The organism is Bacillus sp. V3B (assembly GCF_024494465.1).
Classification (GTDB): domain Bacteria; phylum Bacillota; class Bacilli; order Bacillales; family Cytobacillaceae; genus Bacillus_BD.
Window position 1 is genome coordinate 35,639 of the sequence record NZ_JAETXM010000010.1, and the last position, 16,995, is coordinate 52,633.

General features: G+C 36.7%; 30 protein-coding genes. 12 read left to right on the forward strand and 18 right to left on the reverse strand.

Annotated features, from left to right (window positions below):
• Window positions 1-222: 222 nt before the first annotated feature.
• A complete protein-coding gene (locus tag JMM81_RS12555) occupies window positions 223-489 on the reverse strand; it encodes a hypothetical protein (protein ID WP_256241924.1) in 267 nt (88 codons plus the stop codon).
• A gap of 82 nt (window positions 490-571) precedes the next feature.
• Complete coding sequence (locus JMM81_RS12560; protein ID WP_256241925.1) at window positions 572-745, reverse strand: hypothetical protein; 174 nt, start codon at window positions 743-745, stop codon at window positions 572-574.
• A gap of 90 nt (window positions 746-835) precedes the next feature.
• Here JMM81_RS12560 and JMM81_RS12565 point away from each other — a divergent pair, with 90 nt between their 5' ends.
• On the forward strand, window positions 836-1,612 hold the full coding sequence (locus JMM81_RS12565; RefSeq protein WP_256241926.1) for an HNH endonuclease: 777 nt from the start codon (window positions 836-838) through the stop codon (window positions 1,610-1,612).
• Here JMM81_RS12565 and JMM81_RS12570 read toward each other — a convergent pair.
• The 14 genes from JMM81_RS12570 to JMM81_RS12635 form a co-directional block, all read right to left on the reverse strand.
• Window positions 1,582-2,019: a RusA family crossover junction endodeoxyribonuclease gene (locus JMM81_RS12570; protein ID WP_256241927.1), complete on the reverse strand. Its 438-nt coding sequence runs from the start codon at window positions 2,017-2,019 to the stop codon at window positions 1,582-1,584. The genes JMM81_RS12565 and JMM81_RS12570 overlap by 31 nt on opposite strands.
• Window positions 2,020-2,172: 153 nt before the next feature.
• Complete coding sequence (locus JMM81_RS12575) at window positions 2,173-2,871, reverse strand: dUTP diphosphatase (RefSeq protein WP_256241928.1); 699 nt, start codon at window positions 2,869-2,871, stop codon at window positions 2,173-2,175.
• Window positions 2,872-2,967: 96 nt separating this feature from the next.
• Entirely contained in the window at window positions 2,968-3,333 is a 366-nt protein-coding gene (locus tag JMM81_RS12580) for a hypothetical protein (protein ID WP_256241929.1), read from the reverse strand.
• A gap of 4 nt (window positions 3,334-3,337) precedes the next feature.
• Window positions 3,338-3,544 carry a hypothetical protein gene (locus tag JMM81_RS12585; RefSeq protein ID WP_256241930.1) on the reverse strand — a complete coding sequence of 69 codons (207 nt, stop codon included), beginning with the start codon at window positions 3,542-3,544 and terminating at the stop codon, window positions 3,338-3,340.
• Window positions 3,545-3,546: 2 nt separating this feature from the next.
• Window positions 3,547-3,723 carry a hypothetical protein gene (locus tag JMM81_RS12590; RefSeq protein ID WP_256241931.1) on the reverse strand — a complete coding sequence of 59 codons (177 nt, stop codon included), beginning with the start codon at window positions 3,721-3,723 and terminating at the stop codon, window positions 3,547-3,549.
• A 1-nt stretch (window position 3,724) separates the two neighbouring features.
• Entirely contained in the window at window positions 3,725-4,615 is an 891-nt protein-coding gene (locus JMM81_RS12595) for an ATP-binding protein (RefSeq protein WP_256242021.1), read from the reverse strand.
• On the reverse strand, window positions 4,524-5,438 hold the full coding sequence (locus JMM81_RS12600; RefSeq protein ID WP_256241932.1) for a helix-turn-helix domain-containing protein: 915 nt from the start codon (window positions 5,436-5,438) through the stop codon (window positions 4,524-4,526). Before JMM81_RS12600 ends, JMM81_RS12595 begins: the two co-directional genes overlap by 92 nt.
• An 8-nt stretch (window positions 5,439-5,446) precedes the next feature.
• The gene (locus JMM81_RS12605) at window positions 5,447-5,611 is read right to left on the reverse strand and encodes a hypothetical protein (RefSeq protein WP_256241933.1); all 165 of its coding nucleotides are present in this window, start codon (window positions 5,609-5,611) and stop codon (window positions 5,447-5,449) included.
• Window positions 5,608-6,435, reverse strand: a complete 828-nt coding sequence (locus JMM81_RS12610) for a recombinase RecT (RefSeq protein ID WP_256241934.1) — start codon at window positions 6,433-6,435, stop codon at window positions 5,608-5,610. Before JMM81_RS12610 ends, JMM81_RS12605 begins: the two co-directional genes overlap by 4 nt.
• A gap of 3 nt (window positions 6,436-6,438) precedes the next feature.
• On the reverse strand, window positions 6,439-7,356 hold the full coding sequence (locus tag JMM81_RS12615) for a YqaJ viral recombinase family nuclease (protein WP_256241935.1): 918 nt from the start codon (window positions 7,354-7,356) through the stop codon (window positions 6,439-6,441).
• A gap of 116 nt (window positions 7,357-7,472) precedes the next feature.
• On the reverse strand, window positions 7,473-7,682 hold the full coding sequence (locus tag JMM81_RS12620; protein WP_256241936.1) for a YqaI family protein: 210 nt from the start codon (window positions 7,680-7,682) through the stop codon (window positions 7,473-7,475).
• Between the two features lie 312 nt (window positions 7,683-7,994).
• Complete coding sequence (locus JMM81_RS12625) at window positions 7,995-8,507, reverse strand: helix-turn-helix domain-containing protein (protein WP_256241937.1); 513 nt, start codon at window positions 8,505-8,507, stop codon at window positions 7,995-7,997.
• A gap of 73 nt (window positions 8,508-8,580) precedes the next feature.
• On the reverse strand, window positions 8,581-8,769 hold the full coding sequence (locus JMM81_RS12630) for a helix-turn-helix domain-containing protein (RefSeq protein ID WP_256241938.1): 189 nt from the start codon (window positions 8,767-8,769) through the stop codon (window positions 8,581-8,583).
• A gap of 54 nt (window positions 8,770-8,823) precedes the next feature.
• The gene (locus JMM81_RS12635) at window positions 8,824-8,997 is read right to left on the reverse strand and encodes a hypothetical protein (RefSeq protein WP_256241939.1); all 174 of its coding nucleotides are present in this window, start codon (window positions 8,995-8,997) and stop codon (window positions 8,824-8,826) included.
• A 69-nt stretch (window positions 8,998-9,066) separates the two neighbouring features.
• On the opposite strand from JMM81_RS12635, the gene JMM81_RS12640 reads away from it, so the two are divergent.
• A complete protein-coding gene (locus JMM81_RS12640; RefSeq protein WP_256241940.1) occupies window positions 9,067-9,303 on the forward strand; it encodes a hypothetical protein in 237 nt (78 codons plus the stop codon).
• On the opposite strand, the gene JMM81_RS12645 is transcribed toward JMM81_RS12640, so the two are convergent.
• Both JMM81_RS12645 and JMM81_RS12650 read right to left on the reverse strand, forming a co-directional pair.
• A complete protein-coding gene (locus tag JMM81_RS12645; RefSeq protein WP_256241941.1) occupies window positions 9,281-9,466 on the reverse strand; it encodes a hypothetical protein in 186 nt (61 codons plus the stop codon). The genes JMM81_RS12640 and JMM81_RS12645 overlap by 23 nt on opposite strands.
• 48 nt (window positions 9,467-9,514) lie before the next feature.
• A complete protein-coding gene (locus JMM81_RS12650; protein ID WP_256241942.1) occupies window positions 9,515-9,739 on the reverse strand; it encodes a helix-turn-helix transcriptional regulator in 225 nt (74 codons plus the stop codon).
• 88 nt (window positions 9,740-9,827) lie between these two features.
• Here JMM81_RS12650 and JMM81_RS12655 point away from each other — a divergent pair, with 88 nt between their 5' ends.
• The 10 genes from JMM81_RS12655 to trmL all read left to right on the forward strand — a co-directional run bounded on the left by JMM81_RS12655 (window position 9,828) and on the right by trmL (window position 16,632).
• Complete coding sequence (locus JMM81_RS12655) at window positions 9,828-10,259, forward strand: helix-turn-helix domain-containing protein (protein ID WP_256241943.1); 432 nt, start codon at window positions 9,828-9,830, stop codon at window positions 10,257-10,259.
• A gap of 15 nt (window positions 10,260-10,274) precedes the next feature.
• Window positions 10,275-10,703 carry an ImmA/IrrE family metallo-endopeptidase gene (locus JMM81_RS12660; protein WP_256241944.1) on the forward strand — a complete coding sequence of 143 codons (429 nt, stop codon included), beginning with the start codon at window positions 10,275-10,277 and terminating at the stop codon, window positions 10,701-10,703.
• A 123-nt stretch (window positions 10,704-10,826) separates the two neighbouring features.
• Window positions 10,827-11,471: a DUF3862 domain-containing protein gene (locus JMM81_RS12665; RefSeq protein WP_256241945.1), complete on the forward strand. Its 645-nt coding sequence runs from the start codon at window positions 10,827-10,829 to the stop codon at window positions 11,469-11,471.
• A 15-nt stretch (window positions 11,472-11,486) separates the two neighbouring features.
• Window positions 11,487-11,867 (forward strand): PH domain-containing protein, encoded by a 381-nt coding sequence (locus JMM81_RS12670; RefSeq protein WP_256241946.1) that lies wholly within the window; start codon window positions 11,487-11,489, stop codon window positions 11,865-11,867.
• 69 nt (window positions 11,868-11,936) lie between these two features.
• Complete coding sequence (locus JMM81_RS12675; RefSeq protein ID WP_256241947.1) at window positions 11,937-12,245, forward strand: hypothetical protein; 309 nt, start codon at window positions 11,937-11,939, stop codon at window positions 12,243-12,245.
• Between the two features lie 77 nt (window positions 12,246-12,322).
• Window positions 12,323-12,883, forward strand: coding sequence for a hypothetical protein (locus tag JMM81_RS12680; RefSeq protein WP_256241948.1), 561 nt, complete (start codon window positions 12,323-12,325; stop codon window positions 12,881-12,883).
• 263 nt (window positions 12,884-13,146) lie between these two features.
• Window positions 13,147-14,319 carry a tyrosine-type recombinase/integrase gene (locus JMM81_RS12685; protein ID WP_256241949.1) on the forward strand — a complete coding sequence of 391 codons (1,173 nt, stop codon included), beginning with the start codon at window positions 13,147-13,149 and terminating at the stop codon, window positions 14,317-14,319.
• A 362-nt stretch (window positions 14,320-14,681) separates the two neighbouring features.
• On the forward strand, window positions 14,682-15,179 hold the full coding sequence (locus JMM81_RS12690) for a phage integrase SAM-like domain-containing protein (protein WP_256241950.1): 498 nt from the start codon (window positions 14,682-14,684) through the stop codon (window positions 15,177-15,179).
• A gap of 198 nt (window positions 15,180-15,377) precedes the next feature.
• Window positions 15,378-15,560, forward strand: coding sequence for a hypothetical protein (locus tag JMM81_RS12695; RefSeq protein WP_256241951.1), 183 nt, complete (start codon window positions 15,378-15,380; stop codon window positions 15,558-15,560).
• 601 nt (window positions 15,561-16,161) lie between these two features.
• On the forward strand, window positions 16,162-16,632 hold the full coding sequence (gene trmL, locus JMM81_RS12700; protein WP_256241952.1) for a tRNA (uridine(34)/cytosine(34)/5-carboxymethylaminomethyluridine(34)-2'-O)-methyltransferase TrmL: 471 nt from the start codon (window positions 16,162-16,164) through the stop codon (window positions 16,630-16,632).
• The last annotated feature ends 363 nt before the right edge of the window (window positions 16,633-16,995 follow it).

The window sequence follows — 16,995 nt, forward strand, 5'->3', positions numbered from 1 at the left end:
TCAACGTAAAGAAGGGCTAAAATGTTTCTACCTACTATTTATAGCACCAAAGAGAATGTAGTACATGTCGTTAAAGACAAACAAATTTGCGAATGTAGATTCACATACCATCATTTTTACTCAATGAACAAAAATGACTTTCGAAAAATTAAATTTAAACCTATTTGGGAAATAACTTGTCCTGAGTGTAGAGCAAAAATCAAATCGTTATTCATCCACAATTTAGTTGCCGAACAAGTCTAAAAACAATTTCCGTATCTTCCAAGCTGTTTTCTCACCGATACCGTCAATTTCTTCGAGATTCTCCAACAGTTGGACCACATTTTCTATATCTGATTTTCGTTGCTCAGATGCTCCTTGGCTATAGCCTGAATGCCACGCCTGCATGATGTGCGGATCTAAGGGAGAAGGAGCGACAACCTTCTGCTCCCTTTTTCTAAGCGCTTTTCCCATTAAAGTAGCCCCTTCCCCCCAAGAAGGTTTTTCCACGCTTGATTAAGTCGCTCTTTTTTCATCTGTCTAATTGACTTTTTCAACCGCCTTTTCTGCTTATCTTTATTAATCATTTCGTTCACCCCAATTCCTTTAATCGTGTTTCTATTTCAGACAGCCATTCTGGTTGTTTTAAATCAATTGTTAGTGCGGCCAACGATAGTAATTGTTCTTTATCCAATACAATATCTACATTCATTCGATCATTTCCGAAAAGACTATCATAGTAACGATCCGTGTAGTTCTTTTCCATCGCCAGCCCCTCCATTTATAGATTAATAGAACATCTAATATAACTTTTTGAAAATTATCTAATATGGTATAATAGATATGAGGTGATACTATGAAAAAACAAGTTATGATTGTTTGTTCGATGTGCGAAAAATCAACACCAAGAACTTCTAACGGAAACCAAAAATATTGCCCGGAATGTCGCGTTATAGCTAGTAATGAAAGAAAACGCAAGCATTACATAAAAACTTATCCAAACCCATATCCAACTCCAAAATTCACTAAATGCTCTGTATGCGATAGCCATTTTTCATCTACTTTTAACGATGTTCCTTATTGCAACAAACATTATTTGAGAATGTACGCCAACGGCACATTAGAACCTACCGAACGAAAAAGAAACAGATTTACAATCAACGATGGTATTGTCACCATGCACACGAATAAAGGAGAGCCATTTATTATTGACGAAATTGATCTTGATAAAATTTCTGGTAGTACATGGTGCTTTAATCGTAGTGGTCGGTACTTAGTTGCAAACAGAAACAAGAAAATCGTAAGGCTTCATAGAATGATATTGGATGTTGACGATCCCAAACTTATCGTTGACCATATCAACGGTGATACAAGCGATAACAGAAGATGTAACTTACGAATCACTTCTAACAAAAACAACGTAAGAAACTCACGTCCTAGCAAAAATAACTCTACTAACTATCCTGGCGTTGATAAAAGACCTTCCGGTAAATATCGCGCTAGAATAACCGTTAATCGAAAAGAAATCCTTTTAGGTACTTTTGATACTTTGGAAGAAGCTATTCAAGTTAGAAAAAATGCTGAAAATAAGTATTTTGGAGATTACGCTCCATCTAAAGGTGTCTTAAAATGACACCTTTTTATTTTCACTTCTGTTCTAGGATCTTCAGAATATCGCTTTGATAGCTTTAATTCGCACACCAATTTGTCATCTTTATAAATTATTCCAGTCATTCCATCCATTACTGATTTTGCATAGTTATCAATATCACTTTTTACAGCTGGCAAAACATCTCCCGCAATCGCCTGTTGTTTTTTCTTTTTATTCCAACTGCCTGGTATTTCTCTATGAAATTCCAATTCGAGAGATATTGGCTCATCAATCAAATCAGGAAGCACTAATTTCCTACACACCAATTTCACGTATTCCTTGTAATTTCGTGATTTTTCAGGATCGTGCATGTGTATTTTTCCTTTTTTTATTGAAGCTCTTGGTCTGCCTTGCGCAACAGGATCACCAGGAATAGTAAACTTAATCATTTCCCTTACCTTCTTTCAGGTAATCATCTATTTTGATTTGTCCTTCAGGAGGCTCATTTTCAGCTTCTGACAGCTTTCTCGCACAAACGGGACCTTATTCCTTTCTCAATGCTTTTTTACTCTTTAACGGGCGATTGCACACTGGACAGTTCATCAATAACCACTATCCTGTCTTGCATGATTCACAGCATTTTTAGAAAAGTACGCTTCTTCGACCTGCTCCTCAGTAAAGTTAAAACCAACAAGACCAATTGCTATGAACAGGAACCATGCAGTTTTGAAGAGATATTCTTGTCGTGAAAGTCCTATTGCTCTAGCAATCTTCTCGAACGGTTCATTCTTATCGCTTGAACTTTTTTCAAAAATAGATTTAGATAACCAATAATTCATTTCTAGGAAAATACCTGTTAAACCACCGTCAAAACCTTCTTCTCTCGTTTCCTCGATGTCTTCTTCGTAAATATAAAGAGTGTCTTGCCATCCCTTTTGATTAGCAATAGACAAGAAGAAGTGAAGTGAATCGACGTATTCTTCAAGTAGTGGATTATGGAAATGGACACCGCACCCATCACATTCATCGCAAAATGTTCTACCTCTTAATGGGGCTTTCATGTTCAACATCCCCTGTCCATCACACTTTTTGCATACATCATCTGGGTTGGGAACAAAAGTCCTCGGCTCCTGATCATTACTCCAATGCTTAAACCATCTACCTTCATTCGCAAATTCAGCTAATTCAACTTGCAAGGCTAATACAGTATTCGGAAAAAGATCTTGTCCTTCCAAATTTTTTTCAGCGGTAATCCGATCATCAAGCACCTTTTGCATTTCTAACATTTTTTCGATATTCACTGTGCATCCTCCGTTCCAATTCCAACAGGGCAACTACTCTATGCTCTGTATATCTAGCTAAATACTGAAGCTGATTTAAATTTTCTTTTCTGAAATTCACGCTTCCATCTCCTGCGCTTTTTGCAAACCATACAACTCTAAATTTTCAAGTAATTCACGATAATCATCTTTTCTTTTGATTTCCAATGCGTGCTTAATATCTTTTTTCGTGACTCCACGCTCAATTAACACGATTACATCCGATCTTTTCATATCAGGCCCTTTATCTAAGATGTGCTTAAATCTTTCAGCTGGCGGTCGATCAACGTACGACCTGAGTTGAGTAAGCTCTTTGTAGATATCACATCCACCACACATTCTTTTTGTTTCAGTAACACTTCTAAAGTTTGATGTGTTATTTGGACAACCTTTGCAAGAGTCTAATAGTTTACAGATTCTTAATCTGATTGATTTTTTATTCATGTATTTACCGCCCTTCTGCCAATTGGGCAACAGATAGTTCTGCTTTTATAGTTGCGTAATCAAGAGACTCTAAATCCTCTCCTGACCTTGATTTTGTGACGTTCAACTTATGCAGTTCATCGATGAAGATTAAGCGTTTATAGTCTGATAAGGAATGACCAGGATACATATTTTTGAGAATATTTTTTCGCTTTTTGTTTCCAGCTCCCATCTTCAGGCTCCTTTCATCATCTTTTTAGCATTTATTTCTGCAACTTCTTTATAAATCGCTAATAATTTAGCTCGATGTTCTTCTGGTGGTGTTGGCTCACAATTCGGGCATGCATCATATCGAACCGAATAACTATCTCGTCTAAGAACAACATGTCTACCTTCGCAAATCTCACACATTTTAAGCACCTACCAATCTATGATTTAATACTTTTCGATCACCTTTGATGACGACTGTAAAGTCTTGGCACATTTGATAAATACGAGTACCCAGTGCCTCGTCCACATCTACCAGTTCGTCCACAGTAAGTTCGGATGAGATGAGAATAGGTTTATGATTCAAGTATCTGTAATTGATGACTGCATATGTTTGTTCGATTTGCCAATCGGTTGCTCTTGGCTTTCTTTCGCGTCCTGTTGGTTTAAAAAGATCATCCATGAAAAGAACATCTACCTGCTTCATTCGTTCTAATTTGGCTTCCAGTTTGTCAAAATCGTCTTTCAAATCGTTGAATCCTTCGACGTAAGGGAAATATAGGACTGGCACATTCAGACGGTTGATTAAATTATTTGCAATGGCCGTCAACAAATGAGTCTTCCCTGCACCTGGTTGCCCTAGCAATGCGGTGCTGTTCGCTCGTTCATCATGAATGGTTTCGAACGCCTTTAGATAAGCCATAGCACAATCTCTAATATCACTTATGATTTGTGGTTTTCCATCGGTCAAAAAGTTTTTAAAACCTAGATTTCGAAACTCTTCGGTGATCTCGCTAGCTTTCATCAGCTTTTTGGTTTTTATTTGCGCACTGCATTCGCATTTTTTAGAGTAAGTATCTCTCCATTCCCAAGAGCTTTCAGGAGAACATACCTTGCCAGCTAAAAAATCATCTTCCGAGACCACACTTTCGGGTACTAAACGAGTTTCTAAAGAACCGTTAACCATTCTTGAATCCACTTGCCAAACGGTGTCTTTGTGAACCCTATAAATAATCACCATTCTGTCCTGGCACTTCAGGCACTGATACCTTTTTTCTTCCAAGCCATCCAACTTGTCCACCTGTGATTGAGTCATCTTTTGCTGGCTCTTTTTTCTGAGGCCTTCCAGTATTTCGCTGATTGACTTTGCCATGATCAGGTATCCTCCTTTTTGCTAACTTTTTAGCTTCTTCTCTTGCTTCAATGGCTTCGTAATGATCAAGAATATATTTTTCGCAGTATCCAAAAGCCTTGATGCTTCCCTTTGGATTTCGCTTTTTGTATTCTTCAAAGCACTGTTCTAGCAATTTGATTATTTGTACGGGCGGCACCGCACGGGCGATAATCTGGGCGATTGCTTCATAGTCCTTTGTGGTAGGGTAAACAACTTTACCCTCTTGCATGGTTCGTAAATCAATATACTTTTCGGCAATGAGATCAACTGGGTCGATTTCTTTAGTATTAGTAGTAGTATTATTTATCTTTGTAATATCTTTATTAGAGTGGACATTTTTGTCCACCTGACTGGACGTTTTTGTCCACTCTGGACTGGACAATTCTGTCTCATCTGTTTCAGACTGGACATTTTTGTCCACTCTCTTTTTATTGAACTTTTTAGAGTTTTTTACGGTAATAATGTGTCCATAGGGAGCTCTAGTCACTTTGATATATTCATATTTTTCTAGGTCGTCCAACCATCTTTGTACCGTTCTTTCGCTAACCCCGAATGGTTCAGCTAGCTCTTTCCGTTTTAATGGCTTATTTCCTAGTACGATGCCCCAGGTTACCCCCTCACGCTCAATTTCTTTTGTGGTGGAGCTTATACACCAAAGGAAAAGCCACAATGCTGATCCAATCTTTTTATAATGTTCAGGCTCTAATATTCCTGAGTATGTTGGAAATGGATAACTGTCGGGCACCGTATCACCTACTCTCTAGTACAAATTGTAAATCCATCTTTTACAGTTTTCACGACATAACCCGGATACCGACGCATATAATCTAGTACAAGTCTTTTTAAGTGTTCCTTGTCATTCGCCTGATCGAATATCCAATCAGGCAGAACAACATTTGTTTTATATTCGCCAATCATTCAAAATCAATCTCAGCTTGATCTAATGCAGATGGTTTTTCTTCTTCGCTTGTTGAATAATCTGTGACATCGATAACGTCGCTCATATCATCGCTAATTTCATTTTTAATAGTAGAGTCTGCTTCAACTGATTTTTGCACCTCAATCGATTTTGGAGCATATTTCAGTACTTCCTTTAAAACCGTTTTCTTCGCCATTGCGTCATAATTTGTTTTCCAAGGACTTGTCCATCCTTTTTGTACCGCCTGACTAAATTTCTTAGCATGATGATCGATTCGTTCTCGTGTCCAGTAAACAAAGTCATAACCGCCATTTTTAAGGTGATAGACTGCATAATATCCAATCGGTTCACCTGTTGGGATTGGCGCTGGCTTATGAATTGAATCCTTTGTCAGACCATAATGAAATTCGAATTCGTCATTCTCATAAACTTCATGAGCGTAAATTGCTTTATATTGACCACTTCGAACCGCTAGATCGATGAGTCCTTTATAAGAAAGCTGAAACTGTACTTGCTTCCCATACGGAATTAAGTACGCTTGCCCTAGTCCTGTATTTGGTTCTACTCCCAGTTGAGCTGATTGCATAATGGCTGCTAAGAAAGACATTTGATCACATTCAAGCAATTTTGGTGTTGTTCTAACTGCTGTTAAAGCAATACGAGCCATCCGATCAGCGTCCATATGTTTAGGTAACGCTCTTTGGATTTCAGGTCCCATTCTTTTTAATAGAGAATTGAGAGATTGTTCAGGTGAAACAGTCTTTTTCACACCGCCAGAAGTTTTATTTGCTAGTTGATTTTTTACATCAGAATTTGTAGCCATTATTTATTTATTTCCCCCTTGTTTAACCGCGAATTTACGGTAACTAGATTGTTTCGTGAATCTTTTATGAAGGTCAGGATATTCCTCAGAAAAACGTTTACTGTCAAAACGATTTGATGTGATGGATTTCCAAGTGATTAACCGATCCCCAACAACCGCTTTTTCGTTTTCCTCCATGAGTGCTTTGATTTTGTTCTCATATTCCTTTTTCTGTGTTTCCAATTGCTTCAGATCCTTGTTTATTTGCTCTAAAGCATCCAACATAGTGCTGGTATCAGGAGGTAGTGATATTTCAGTATCCGGGATAGCTACTGGATACAAAGCCTTTAACAAATCACCTGAAGCTTCTGAACCATCAAATGCCGGTGGGATTTGTTTTAAAACGTGTTCTTCCCAGAAGTTCTTTTCAATATCAATTAGGTATTGAATCAACTCTTCATCGCGTTCCACTTTCTTATAAACGAACTTGTTACCCCCGATAAGAACAGCAATCCACCAAACTTTATACCCCGTAACCGCCATATAGTGCTGACATTGAAGCAGATAAGAAGCTGGAATATCTTCTCCTTCCCATTGGTCTTTCAGGTACTCAGAAGCTGTCTTGCATTCTAGTCCTTCCTTTGTACCAACAATTAACCGATCTACATTTGCTAACATGAATGGATATTCAGGATGTTTAAGCATGGCGTTTCTTTTTCTAACCTTTAACCCAGTACGTTTAGAAAATTCTTGAGCCACAATATCTTCCATCACAGTTCCCCAATATGCCGCTTCCCCTGCAATATCTTCATCCGGTGCCTGTCCTGTTTTATCTAAATAAACACCAATTGGTGATTTCCATTTATTTAAGCCTGCAATTGCGGCTGCATCTGATCCTCCTAAACCAACCTTTCGAGCCTGCAACCAATCTTCCCGACTCATATCACTTGTTGAGATTAATACCTCAACCTCCCTTTACCGTCACTGCAAAATGTAGTACAATGACGGTAATCTAATATTTTTCAAACCTATGACTTGTGCGCCTAACACAGGTCATTTTATTTTGCTGTAACAAACTGAAATCCAAGTTCCTCAATCAAGTAATCTTCCAAATCATCTTCCAAGATCATTTCGCCATTCGGTAAAAGAACGATGCTATCACCTTCTAAAACTTCATTGCCGTTAATGTCACTTCCACAACACTCAGGCTGATTAAACATATTTGTATAACCAATACGTTCAATCTGGTTAATCATCGGATGTTCCATGTATTTCACCTCTTTTCTAGCGCTTTGTTCGCACTGTGAGGATCCAGAACTACCTTAATGGCATAAGGGAGAGGGAGCAGTTCTGAAACCTCACAGCAGGAACAAAAGTTCTTGCTGCTCTATCGAAAAAATGATAGAATGAAGTTGGTTATTTCGGTATTCGTTGGAATTGTTGATTCCTGTTAGCTGTGATCTGTGCGAGGATCACGGCTTTTTATTTTGTTTTCTATTCATGATCTAACCACCATCCCAAAAGAGCCCTTAATATTAACGCTGTTGGAATAACTCCTGCTGCAAAAACGATATATCCCATTACTTCGCCATCCTCCTTGCTTTCAACGTCAATCGCCACTCCTTGAATATCTTCCTCATTGAAAACTTATGTTCTCGACAAATGATAGCGACTAAAGTCATCATGCTTGTGGCTGCATCGAGAGTTTCAAAGAGTGCCCTTTTCAAATCTTCCTTTTCTTGATTGCTCCTTGCATGTACTGGCTTAACCCAGCAGACTGATTTCAATTGTTCAATCGCTTCATCCGTTTCTTTATGAACCATATACATCATTGATGTTGGATGCTGATCGACATATTCACCATTTAAGAATGGGAGCGAAACATCTCCTGTTGCTTTTCCCCATGTTGCAAAATAAAGTTCTACATCATCTAGTGATTCTGTGATTTTTGGAAGCATATGCATCGGAATGTTTCTGTCTCCGCTCTCCCACTTATCCCACGTGGATCTTGAATAATTTACGGTTTCAGCGAGATTATCTTTGGTGACTTCTTTTCTGCTTCTCGCCTCGGCCACTATTTGTCCGAAGCTCATGTCATCCTCTCCCCTTTTTGTGTTTGTTTCTCTCTATTTTTCACACCATATTTAGTGATATTTTTAAATAAAGCTACATCGCTTCAAAACTTTTCAATTCTTGTTCATGTAACCAGGTGTCGATCGTTTCCTGTGAAAAGAAAATTCTACGACGTATGCGAATATGTGGAATTTCTTTTTTTCGGACCATCACATAAACGGTTTCTTTATGAATGCCGATGTAATCGGCTACTTCTTGAGCTGTGAGGGTTTTTCTTTGCATTTGTTACTCGCCGCCTCTCTATCTCGATTACGAACAAATTCATACAGCTTTTTATTAAGGAGTTTCACTGGCAACACCTCCATTCGGTTGTGTATTGTCCAGTAGCTCAATGACTTCCAATAACTTGGCGATTACTTCATCCTGTGAATAACCGTCTTGTAGCATCATCGCTGATTCTAGAACCTTCAGCTTCAACTCAGTCCAAATCACTTTGTCCGTGATGCACATGGTGTCAACTCCTTAGAGGTTTTTCCTCTCTTCCTGTCGAAATATGGCTTTGGAAGGAGGTGTAAAATCATGAAAAAAGTTTACGCAAACCTACTTGGTGAATGGGTTAATCTCTCAGACGATGATACTTGTGTAATGGGACCTCATATGACTTCCCCTTTTATCTGGTGGAAAGAAAATGCAGAAATATGGAGTCCGACTAAAAAGGAAGAACATACAATGTATCAACTTGATTATGTTCAAATTCATTACAAAGGTAGGGATTATCGAATCAACCCTATCTTCATCCAAATCGTCGAAGATTAAATTCAACTTCAAGATTTCTTTTTAGTTCAGACAAGTCGTCAAGCTCCACCTTGGCGGCTTTAGAACTAAAAATCATATCTACTTGTTGTTTAATCCTTGACCATTCATATTGTTTTAGACCCATTAGTTGCTCAACAAGAATTGCTATTTGTTCTTCTGTCACCTAGATCACCTCCCTAAATATGGTGATGTACATGCTGTAGCCTCCGTATTAGGCTATTGTTGCTTTTAGACACAATTTGTGTCCTTTTTTGCTAAAAAAAATCTCATCAACTGACGTTCCGTAGTAATCAGCAATACGTTTTGCTAATGGAAGTGACGGTGTTCTATCGCCCCTTTCAATAGCGCCTAGCATTTGAGGTGTTATATTCAACTCTTTAGCAACACTAGGACGAGATTTCTCTCCACGTAATTTAATTAATGTTTTTCGTTCCAATTATGTCACCGCCTTTCAGAAACTTTTTGTGTCTTTTGTTTGAAACAGATAGTTTCTAAATTATAATAGACACAACGAGGTGAAAGATATGTTAGGGGAAAGGATCGCTAATCTTAGAAAAAAGCGCAATCTTAGTCAATATGATTTGGCGGAACGGTTAGGCTTTTCTAGGGGTAAATTAGCAAATTACGAACAAGGTTCAAGGCAACCTGATTACGATACCTTAAAGAAAATCGCTGATTTCTTTGACGAATCAGTGGAATATTTGCTATACGGTGAAAAGAAACAAGAAAACGCTCATAATCTGACCGACAAAGATGAAAAAGACATAGCCAAACGTATGGAAGAAATCAGAAATGATCTATCCAGTGAAGACGGGTTAATGTTTTCTGGTGAGCCTATGAGTGAGGAAGCTATTGAATCATTATTAGAAGCAATGGAATACGCCGTTCGCCAAACACAAAGAATCAACAAAAAGTACATTCCTAAAAAACATAGAAAAGATGAAGATCATCAGTGATGTGGGGCGATTTCGTTGGCTTGGATCAAAAAAATTGTACAAGACCTTACTAATAAACATAAAACAAATAATCCTTTTGAATTGGCGGCTTTAAAAAATGTTAACGTCATACCTTGGAATCTCCATGAAGAAATTAAAGGCTTCTATAAGTATGACAAACGGAATAAGTATATTTTTATTAACAATAACCTAGATGAAACCTCACAGAAATTCGTGTGCGCCCATGAATTGGGCCACTCACAACTACATCCTAGAGTTAACACTCCTTTTTTAAGAGGAAATACATTCCTCTCTATTGATCGAATTGAAGTTGAAGCGAATCGCTTCGCTGTAGAATTGCTTATCCCGGATGAATCATTAAATAAAAACTATCATTCTACTATTTATGAAGCAGCTGCAACTTATGGAGTTCCGGAAGAAGTTATTCATCTCAAACAATTTTAGACTTCATCTAGTAAAAATCAGCTAAGACTATCACATCACGAACATTAATTCGTGTTTTTATTTAAGGTATCACTGGGTTTTATGCCCATAAATACATAATTTTATTAAAAGAGGAGAATGGAAATGAAGAAGTTTTTTAAGTTTGGCTGTTTGGGATTTATTGCTCTTATTGTTCTAATTATCATTATTGCTGTAGCGACCAGTGGTGGAGATGATACGTCTGATACTCCTAACACCGAATCCACTTCATCTGGTGAAACAAGAGATACAGCCAAAGAAGAAAAGCCAGCTGCTAAAGAAGGTGTATTAACAGAAGAAAAGTTCAATCAAATTAATAACGGAATGGCTTATGAAGAAGTTAAAGCGATTATTGGTTCTGATGGAACTGTTATATCCGAATCTGGAGAATCTGGTTCTGAATATCATACAGCTATTTACGAGTGGGAAACGGATGGATTATTCGCCTCAGCTAACTTTACTTTCCAAGGTGGTAAATTAATTAGCAAAGCACAAATGGGTGTAACTGAATCTTCGGACGTTACGGTCACTCTTGACAAGTTTGATCAGATTCAAAATGGAATGACTTATGAAGAAGTGATTCAAATTGTTGGAGGAGAAGGAAACTTGCTCTCTGAATCAGGAGAAAAAGGAACTGAATTTTATACTGTAATGTATGAATACAAAGGCGAAGGAGATCTTGGAGCAAATGCAAACTTTATGTTCCAAGGAAACAAACTTCAAAGTAAATCTCAATTTGGTCTTAAATAAAAAGGAGGAATTAGCATGGGATTTTTAGATGGCTTAATGGGGAATGCTTCAACGATAAGTAAAGAAGAAGCAACTAACGAACTAGAACAAATTTTAGCAGTTGGCGAAGAAGTTGATGTTGCATTTAAATTGGTAAGAGATTTGATTGTATTTACAGACAAGCGCCTATTACTTGCAGATAAACAAGGGATTACTGGTAAAAAAATAGAATATCATTCCGTTCCATATAAAGCTATTTCTCACTTTAGCATTGAAACAGCTGGCCACTTTGATTTAGATGCAGAATTAAAAATATGGATTTCAGGAGCTGCGGCCCCAACTATTTCAAAACAATTCAGAAAAGATAATAGCATTTACGATGTTCAAAAGGTTTTAGCCACTGTATGTGCTAGATAATTTAATAAAGCCCTCTTCTGGGCTTTTCCTTTCAATGCAAAAAACATCCTTTAAAAGGAGCTGGACTAGTTGAAAACATCAACAATTTTAAAATGGGTTTCAGGAGGATTGGAAGCTTTATGGGGAATACCTATTTTAGGTGGCGCTATTATACTCTCATTAGCATGGACTCCACTTTTGGTAATGGCTGCATTGCATATTGTTACCCTTGTATTTTGTGCAAAAGAAGATACAAATAAAGCAGGAAATATTCTAGGCCTCATCACTTCTCTTGTAGGCTGGATTCCTGTTGTCGGTATGGTCATGCACATAATATCAGCAGTCATCATCATGTTAGATGCTTATAAATCTAATCAAAAGACACTAAACGCACAATGAATAAACTAAGCCCCCTTTAGGGCTTTTCTTTTCAGCATTAAATAGAACATATATTTCCATAGAAAGGATCTACACTTTTGGATATCACAACAACTTTAGCTTATTTAGGAGCAGTTACAGGAATTATCGGAACATTAACCGGCTGTTACTCGTTATACATTCTCAGACAAAGATACAAACGTGAAAAACCTAAATTAAAAATTACTAAAAATGAAGAAAAAAGAAATGGATACCTATTTAGATATCCTGAAACAAATGAATATACTGACTGGGGAGACCTTATCATAGATAAAGAAAACCCGGTTGATGTTGCTTTTATGAGTTTGAAATTAATAAATGAATCCTCTTTTACAATAAGCATACATTCGGTTGAAATAAAAAATAGCAAGGAAAAGGGATTGATCCATTCCAGATTTCCAACGATTCAAATAGATGATAAATATTCAATGAACTTTTCTCATGAATCTTATATAAAGCTGCCATTAAACATCAAAGCCTTTGAAATAGAAGAACATTACATTTGTTTTGATTTTACCCCTTTAAATACATCATCAAACGAACAAGCCTTAATCATTTTACATACATCGAGAGGTGTTTTTAAGCAAAAAATTCATTTTCAGAAATATATTGATGGTTAAACCTTCTCTTCCCCATGCTTCATTAGGTTTCGGATTCTAGTAAGGTTAATAATTTCTGATTCTAATATTTTATCTAGTTTGCATAGAATTTCAAAAGCGATGAAGCAAATAAAGCAACTAACTATACAAGCGACTATTAAAAGTATGATCAACAAGGATTCAAACACTTTAACCACCACCTTTTGTACTTTATTTCATTATATCAGAAGGTGTTTCTTTTATTCACAAAAAGAACAGACATTCTCAAAAAGGAGTTGATTGGGTTGGCAAACATCGAAAAAAGAGGAAAAGATAGCTATCGTCTTACTGTTGTGATTGGTTATGATGCTCAAGGGAATATGATACGAGAACGAAAAACAGTTAAAGCGAAAAGTCCAACAGAAGCAAAGAAGAAGCTAACTTTATTCGAGGCGGAAATCTTAAACGGGCATTATTTAAAAACAGAAAACATGACGTTGAACGCTTTTTATAAGGAATGGCTTGAAAAGTATGCGAATGACGCCTTAACACCAGACACCAGGCAGAACTATATAAATATCTTACAAAAGAGAATCATACCAAAATACGGACATATGAAGCTAGCAGATATTAAGACCATTCACATTGTTAATTTTATGAATGATCTAACAAAGGATGATAGACGGCTTGATGGCAAAGAAGGTAAGCTCTCCCCCTCTTCTATTGCTAACTGCTACAGGGCATTCAACAATGTTTTGTCTCGTGCTGCAGAATGGAAAATGATTAAAGAGAATCCTGCATCATCAGTGAAACCGCCGAAGATAAAAGTAAAGAAATCAGACGTTTACTCAAAAGAAGAACTAAATGAGCTTTTTACCAAACTAGAAAGCTACCCATTTCATTGGAGAGTTCTTGTATTATTAGCAACCTCTACTGGAGCCAGGGAAGGTGAAATAGCCGCCTTGGAGTGGAAACATATAGACGATAAGAAAGGTACCGTATTAATTGAACAGTCGCTTACTGAAGTAATCGGTGAGGGCGTAAAATTGAAATCAACCAAAAACGAAAGAAACCGGGTCGTGTCTTTGCCGGCTCCCCTACTTGATATGCTGAAAACACTAAAAGCAAAGCGTAACGCTGAAAAATTAGCGATTGCGGATATTTGGGAATGGAAGGATCATTATTTTATTTTCTCGAATGAATTGGGCAAACCGATCCGTCCAGATAGTATCAGTCAATGGTGGGCTCGTTTTATCAAAAAGAACAATCTCAAAAAGATTCGTTTTCACGACTTACGACATACTTCTGCTACTCTTCTGATTAATGAAGGCGTACATGCAAAAGTAATCAGCGAACGATTAGGCCACGCGGATATTTCAACCACAATGAATATATATGGTCATGTGTTAGCTGAAGCAGATCAAACAGCAGCCGCTCATTTCGATACCTTCTTCAAAAAGTCAGCTGAAAATAAATAAACCCCAATAAATGTAAAATTGGGGCAGGCATGGGGTTGAATTGGGGCATTTTTAATTTTTGAACACTTGTGATTACTATTTTCAACCCGTTTCATACCTTGATATAACAACCTTTATCATTTTCAACTTTTGAGCAACTTTGTGAAATCATCCGTTTCCTAAACTGTAGGTCGGGGGTTCGAATCCCTTCTGGGACATAAATTCAAAGGAAACGTTGATTTAATGCTATTTAACCGTTGTTTTATGTTGGTTGAGATTAGCTTTAAATTAACGTTTTTTTGCTATTTTTTAACCACACTGTAGGACATGAAAAAATGTGTATATAGGACATATAGCCGCCATTTGAGGAGGCAGAATTACATATGGGACGTACATTCGTTGCACAAAGAGGACAGAAAGTTTCACGTAATGACCGACAGATTAATCATGACCGACATACCAATGATGTCCGATATACTATTCATGATGCAGTTGAAATCTTTATTAAAGCAAAGGAAACAGAAGGAATACGTAAGAGTACGATCAAAGGTTATTATGATACGGTTAGATATTCCCAGGAATGGTTAGGGGTCGATATAGAATATATTGACCAAATCAATAGTAATACGATACGAGATTATATTAACTACCTAAGAAATGAACGATTACCCTATCAAGGTGATGATCAACGTGAAAGAACTAAAAAAGGGTTATCAGTGAGTACGATTAATATTAGATTGAGAAATTTAAAGACCCTTTTTCGTTTTTTAATCAATGATGAGATCATTAACAAGAATCCAACAAGCAATATCCCACTTGTTAAAGATGATGTTCATGAAGAAGTACAAGGATTGTCTGATGACGAAAATGAATGTTTTTGATAAGTTTTTATTTATAAAAGGATCGACAAAATCTTGTTTAACAACTGCTCCGTTAGTGAAATAAGAATTGTAACTAAATTTTAAAGTCACCGGGTTTCAAATAACTTATAAAAGGAACAGTAAGGTAAGTGGGGAATATGAGTTTGAATAAATAATCATATAGTACATATCCTATTGCTGTTTAGGAGGTGAAACTTGATGGCTAATAACAATAATAAAAAGTTACAAAGTGGGAAAAGTGTATTAGAGAGTATTCAGCACGCAGATCAACCTGCTTTTGAACTTGTGCAACATAATGCAGAGAGACCTGAGAATGTTGAAATGAATCCTGCTGATGCAAATGTAACAGGAGTTACAAACCCGAATCGTGCCAATCGGTAAAAACGTTCTCAATAGATTAATAAAAGCCTACTAACCTAGGCTTTTATTTTTTTGATGTAAACATCGTCTATAGTAATAAACAATTTCACCAAGGAAGAAAACAACCTTTTTTTAGATCACCTTCGTTGAAAAAGCCACCCCCATCAAGCTTCTGCCCACTAGCATCTTTATAATGAATGGCTATCCTTCATACAAGGTTCGGGGTGGTATTTTTACTCAAAAATCCCACCCTTTCCATCTTGCATGAAGTTGGCAGGTGTAGAGCTGCTACCAGGTCGAATATACCCAAAGTAAAGGGATAAACATCATAATTTTAAAATACTTCTAAATTTTAGGATGGTATAGAAGATAAAAAAGCTAACTTATGTATAAACAAGCTTACTATCAAACCTATATAAACCTAATAATCAGGTTATTGTAGCTGCAATCATCGATATTTTTGAAAAAATTATTAAATTAACCTTCCCTATTTATTGAAGAGGAAAAAGAGGTGCCACAGCAACCTCCACTCTTAAACTCAAGCACCCTTTAGTGTAAGTGCTTATCTTCACAATCTGTATGCTATAATTTGGAAATAAAATAAAGATAGAGGTGACCATTCTTGACAATACATGTTGTACTATATCAACCAGATATTCCAGCTAATACTGGAAATATTGCACGTACTTGTGTCGCAACGGATACAGCCTTGCATTTAATTCGACCACTTGGCTTTTCAACAGATGAAGAAATGTTGAAACGAGCAGGTATAGATTTCTGGCAGTCTGTAAACATAACGTATTATGACTCATTGGATGACTTTTTTTCAAAAAATCAAGGTGAGTTTTACTATATTGAGACGTTTGGTAAAAAAACACATTCATCCTTTGATTTTAGTGATGTATCAAAGGAACATTATTTTATGTTTGGAAAAGAAACAACAGGTTTACCAAAAGATTTACTAGAAAAAAATAAAGATTACTTTTTGAGAATACCAATGAATGATCATGTTCGTTCACTGAACCTTTCGAGTAAAGCTGCTATATTGGTGTATGAGGCTTTACGCCAGCAAGGATTTCCCAATTTAAAATAAAAAAGTCTTCCGTCTCGGAAGATTTTTTGTTTGATTTTCCATATAGAAATATTGTGCTTATTAAAGTAAACTGCCATTATATGTAGTATGGTTTTTGACCGTATTCATCGTAAATAACGAAACAAAAACAGCCTATTTTCTAACTTTGTTTACTTATTATATTCAGTAAGTAATTATAGTTTTCAACGTAAACAACAATAGGACTTTACTTGGAGGGGTGGGTATGATAGGCTTGCAAGCCAGATGAAACAACGGCTTCAGCCTTTCAAGACCAATCATGCCTACAAAGGCTCCAAGTCAAGTCCTTAAACGATTTTCTATGGTTACATGTAAACAATGATAAAGGGTACACCATATCAATGA

Excerpts from the sequence above, each read along its gene's own strand:
- JMM81_RS12560 (WP_256241925.1), bottom strand. The coding sequence starts at position 745 with ATGGAAAAGAACTACACGGATCGTTACTATGATAGTCTTTTCGGAAAT.
- JMM81_RS12565 (WP_256241926.1), top strand. The coding sequence starts at position 836 with ATGAAAAAACAAGTTATGATTGTTTGTTCGATGTGCGAAAAATCAACA.
- JMM81_RS12570 (WP_256241927.1), bottom strand. The coding sequence starts at position 2,019 with ATGATTAAGTTTACTATTCCTGGTGATCCTGTTGCGCAAGGCAGACCA.
- JMM81_RS12580 (WP_256241929.1), bottom strand. The coding sequence starts at position 3,333 with ATGAATAAAAAATCAATCAGATTAAGAATCTGTAAACTATTAGACTCT.
- JMM81_RS12585 (WP_256241930.1), bottom strand. The coding sequence starts at position 3,544 with ATGGGAGCTGGAAACAAAAAGCGAAAAAATATTCTCAAAAATATGTAT.
- JMM81_RS12590 (WP_256241931.1), bottom strand. The coding sequence starts at position 3,723 with ATGTGTGAGATTTGCGAAGGTAGACATGTTGTTCTTAGACGAGATAGT.
- JMM81_RS12595 (WP_256242021.1), bottom strand. The coding sequence starts at position 4,615 with ATGACTCAATCACAGGTGGACAAGTTGGATGGCTTGGAAGAAAAAAGG.
- JMM81_RS12605 (WP_256241933.1), bottom strand. The coding sequence starts at position 5,611 with ATGATTGGCGAATATAAAACAAATGTTGTTCTGCCTGATTGGATATTC.
- JMM81_RS12610 (WP_256241934.1), bottom strand. The coding sequence starts at position 6,435 with ATGGCTACAAATTCTGATGTAAAAAATCAACTAGCAAATAAAACTTCT.
- JMM81_RS12615 (WP_256241935.1), bottom strand. The coding sequence starts at position 7,356 with ATGAGTCGGGAAGATTGGTTGCAGGCTCGAAAGGTTGGTTTAGGAGGA.
- JMM81_RS12620 (WP_256241936.1), bottom strand. The coding sequence starts at position 7,682 with ATGGAACATCCGATGATTAACCAGATTGAACGTATTGGTTATACAAAT.
- JMM81_RS12625 (WP_256241937.1), bottom strand. The coding sequence starts at position 8,507 with ATGAGCTTCGGACAAATAGTGGCCGAGGCGAGAAGCAGAAAAGAAGTC.
- JMM81_RS12630 (WP_256241938.1), bottom strand. The coding sequence starts at position 8,769 with ATGCAAAGAAAAACCCTCACAGCTCAAGAAGTAGCCGATTACATCGGC.
- JMM81_RS12635 (WP_256241939.1), bottom strand. The coding sequence starts at position 8,997 with ATGTGCATCACGGACAAAGTGATTTGGACTGAGTTGAAGCTGAAGGTT.
- JMM81_RS12640 (WP_256241940.1), top strand. The coding sequence starts at position 9,067 with ATGAAAAAAGTTTACGCAAACCTACTTGGTGAATGGGTTAATCTCTCA.
- JMM81_RS12655 (WP_256241943.1), top strand. The coding sequence starts at position 9,828 with ATGTTAGGGGAAAGGATCGCTAATCTTAGAAAAAAGCGCAATCTTAGT.
- JMM81_RS12665 (WP_256241945.1), top strand. The coding sequence starts at position 10,827 with ATGAAGAAGTTTTTTAAGTTTGGCTGTTTGGGATTTATTGCTCTTATT.
- JMM81_RS12670 (WP_256241946.1), top strand. The coding sequence starts at position 11,487 with ATGGGATTTTTAGATGGCTTAATGGGGAATGCTTCAACGATAAGTAAA.
- JMM81_RS12690 (WP_256241950.1), top strand. The coding sequence starts at position 14,682 with ATGGGACGTACATTCGTTGCACAAAGAGGACAGAAAGTTTCACGTAAT.
- JMM81_RS12695 (WP_256241951.1), top strand. The coding sequence starts at position 15,378 with ATGGCTAATAACAATAATAAAAAGTTACAAAGTGGGAAAAGTGTATTA.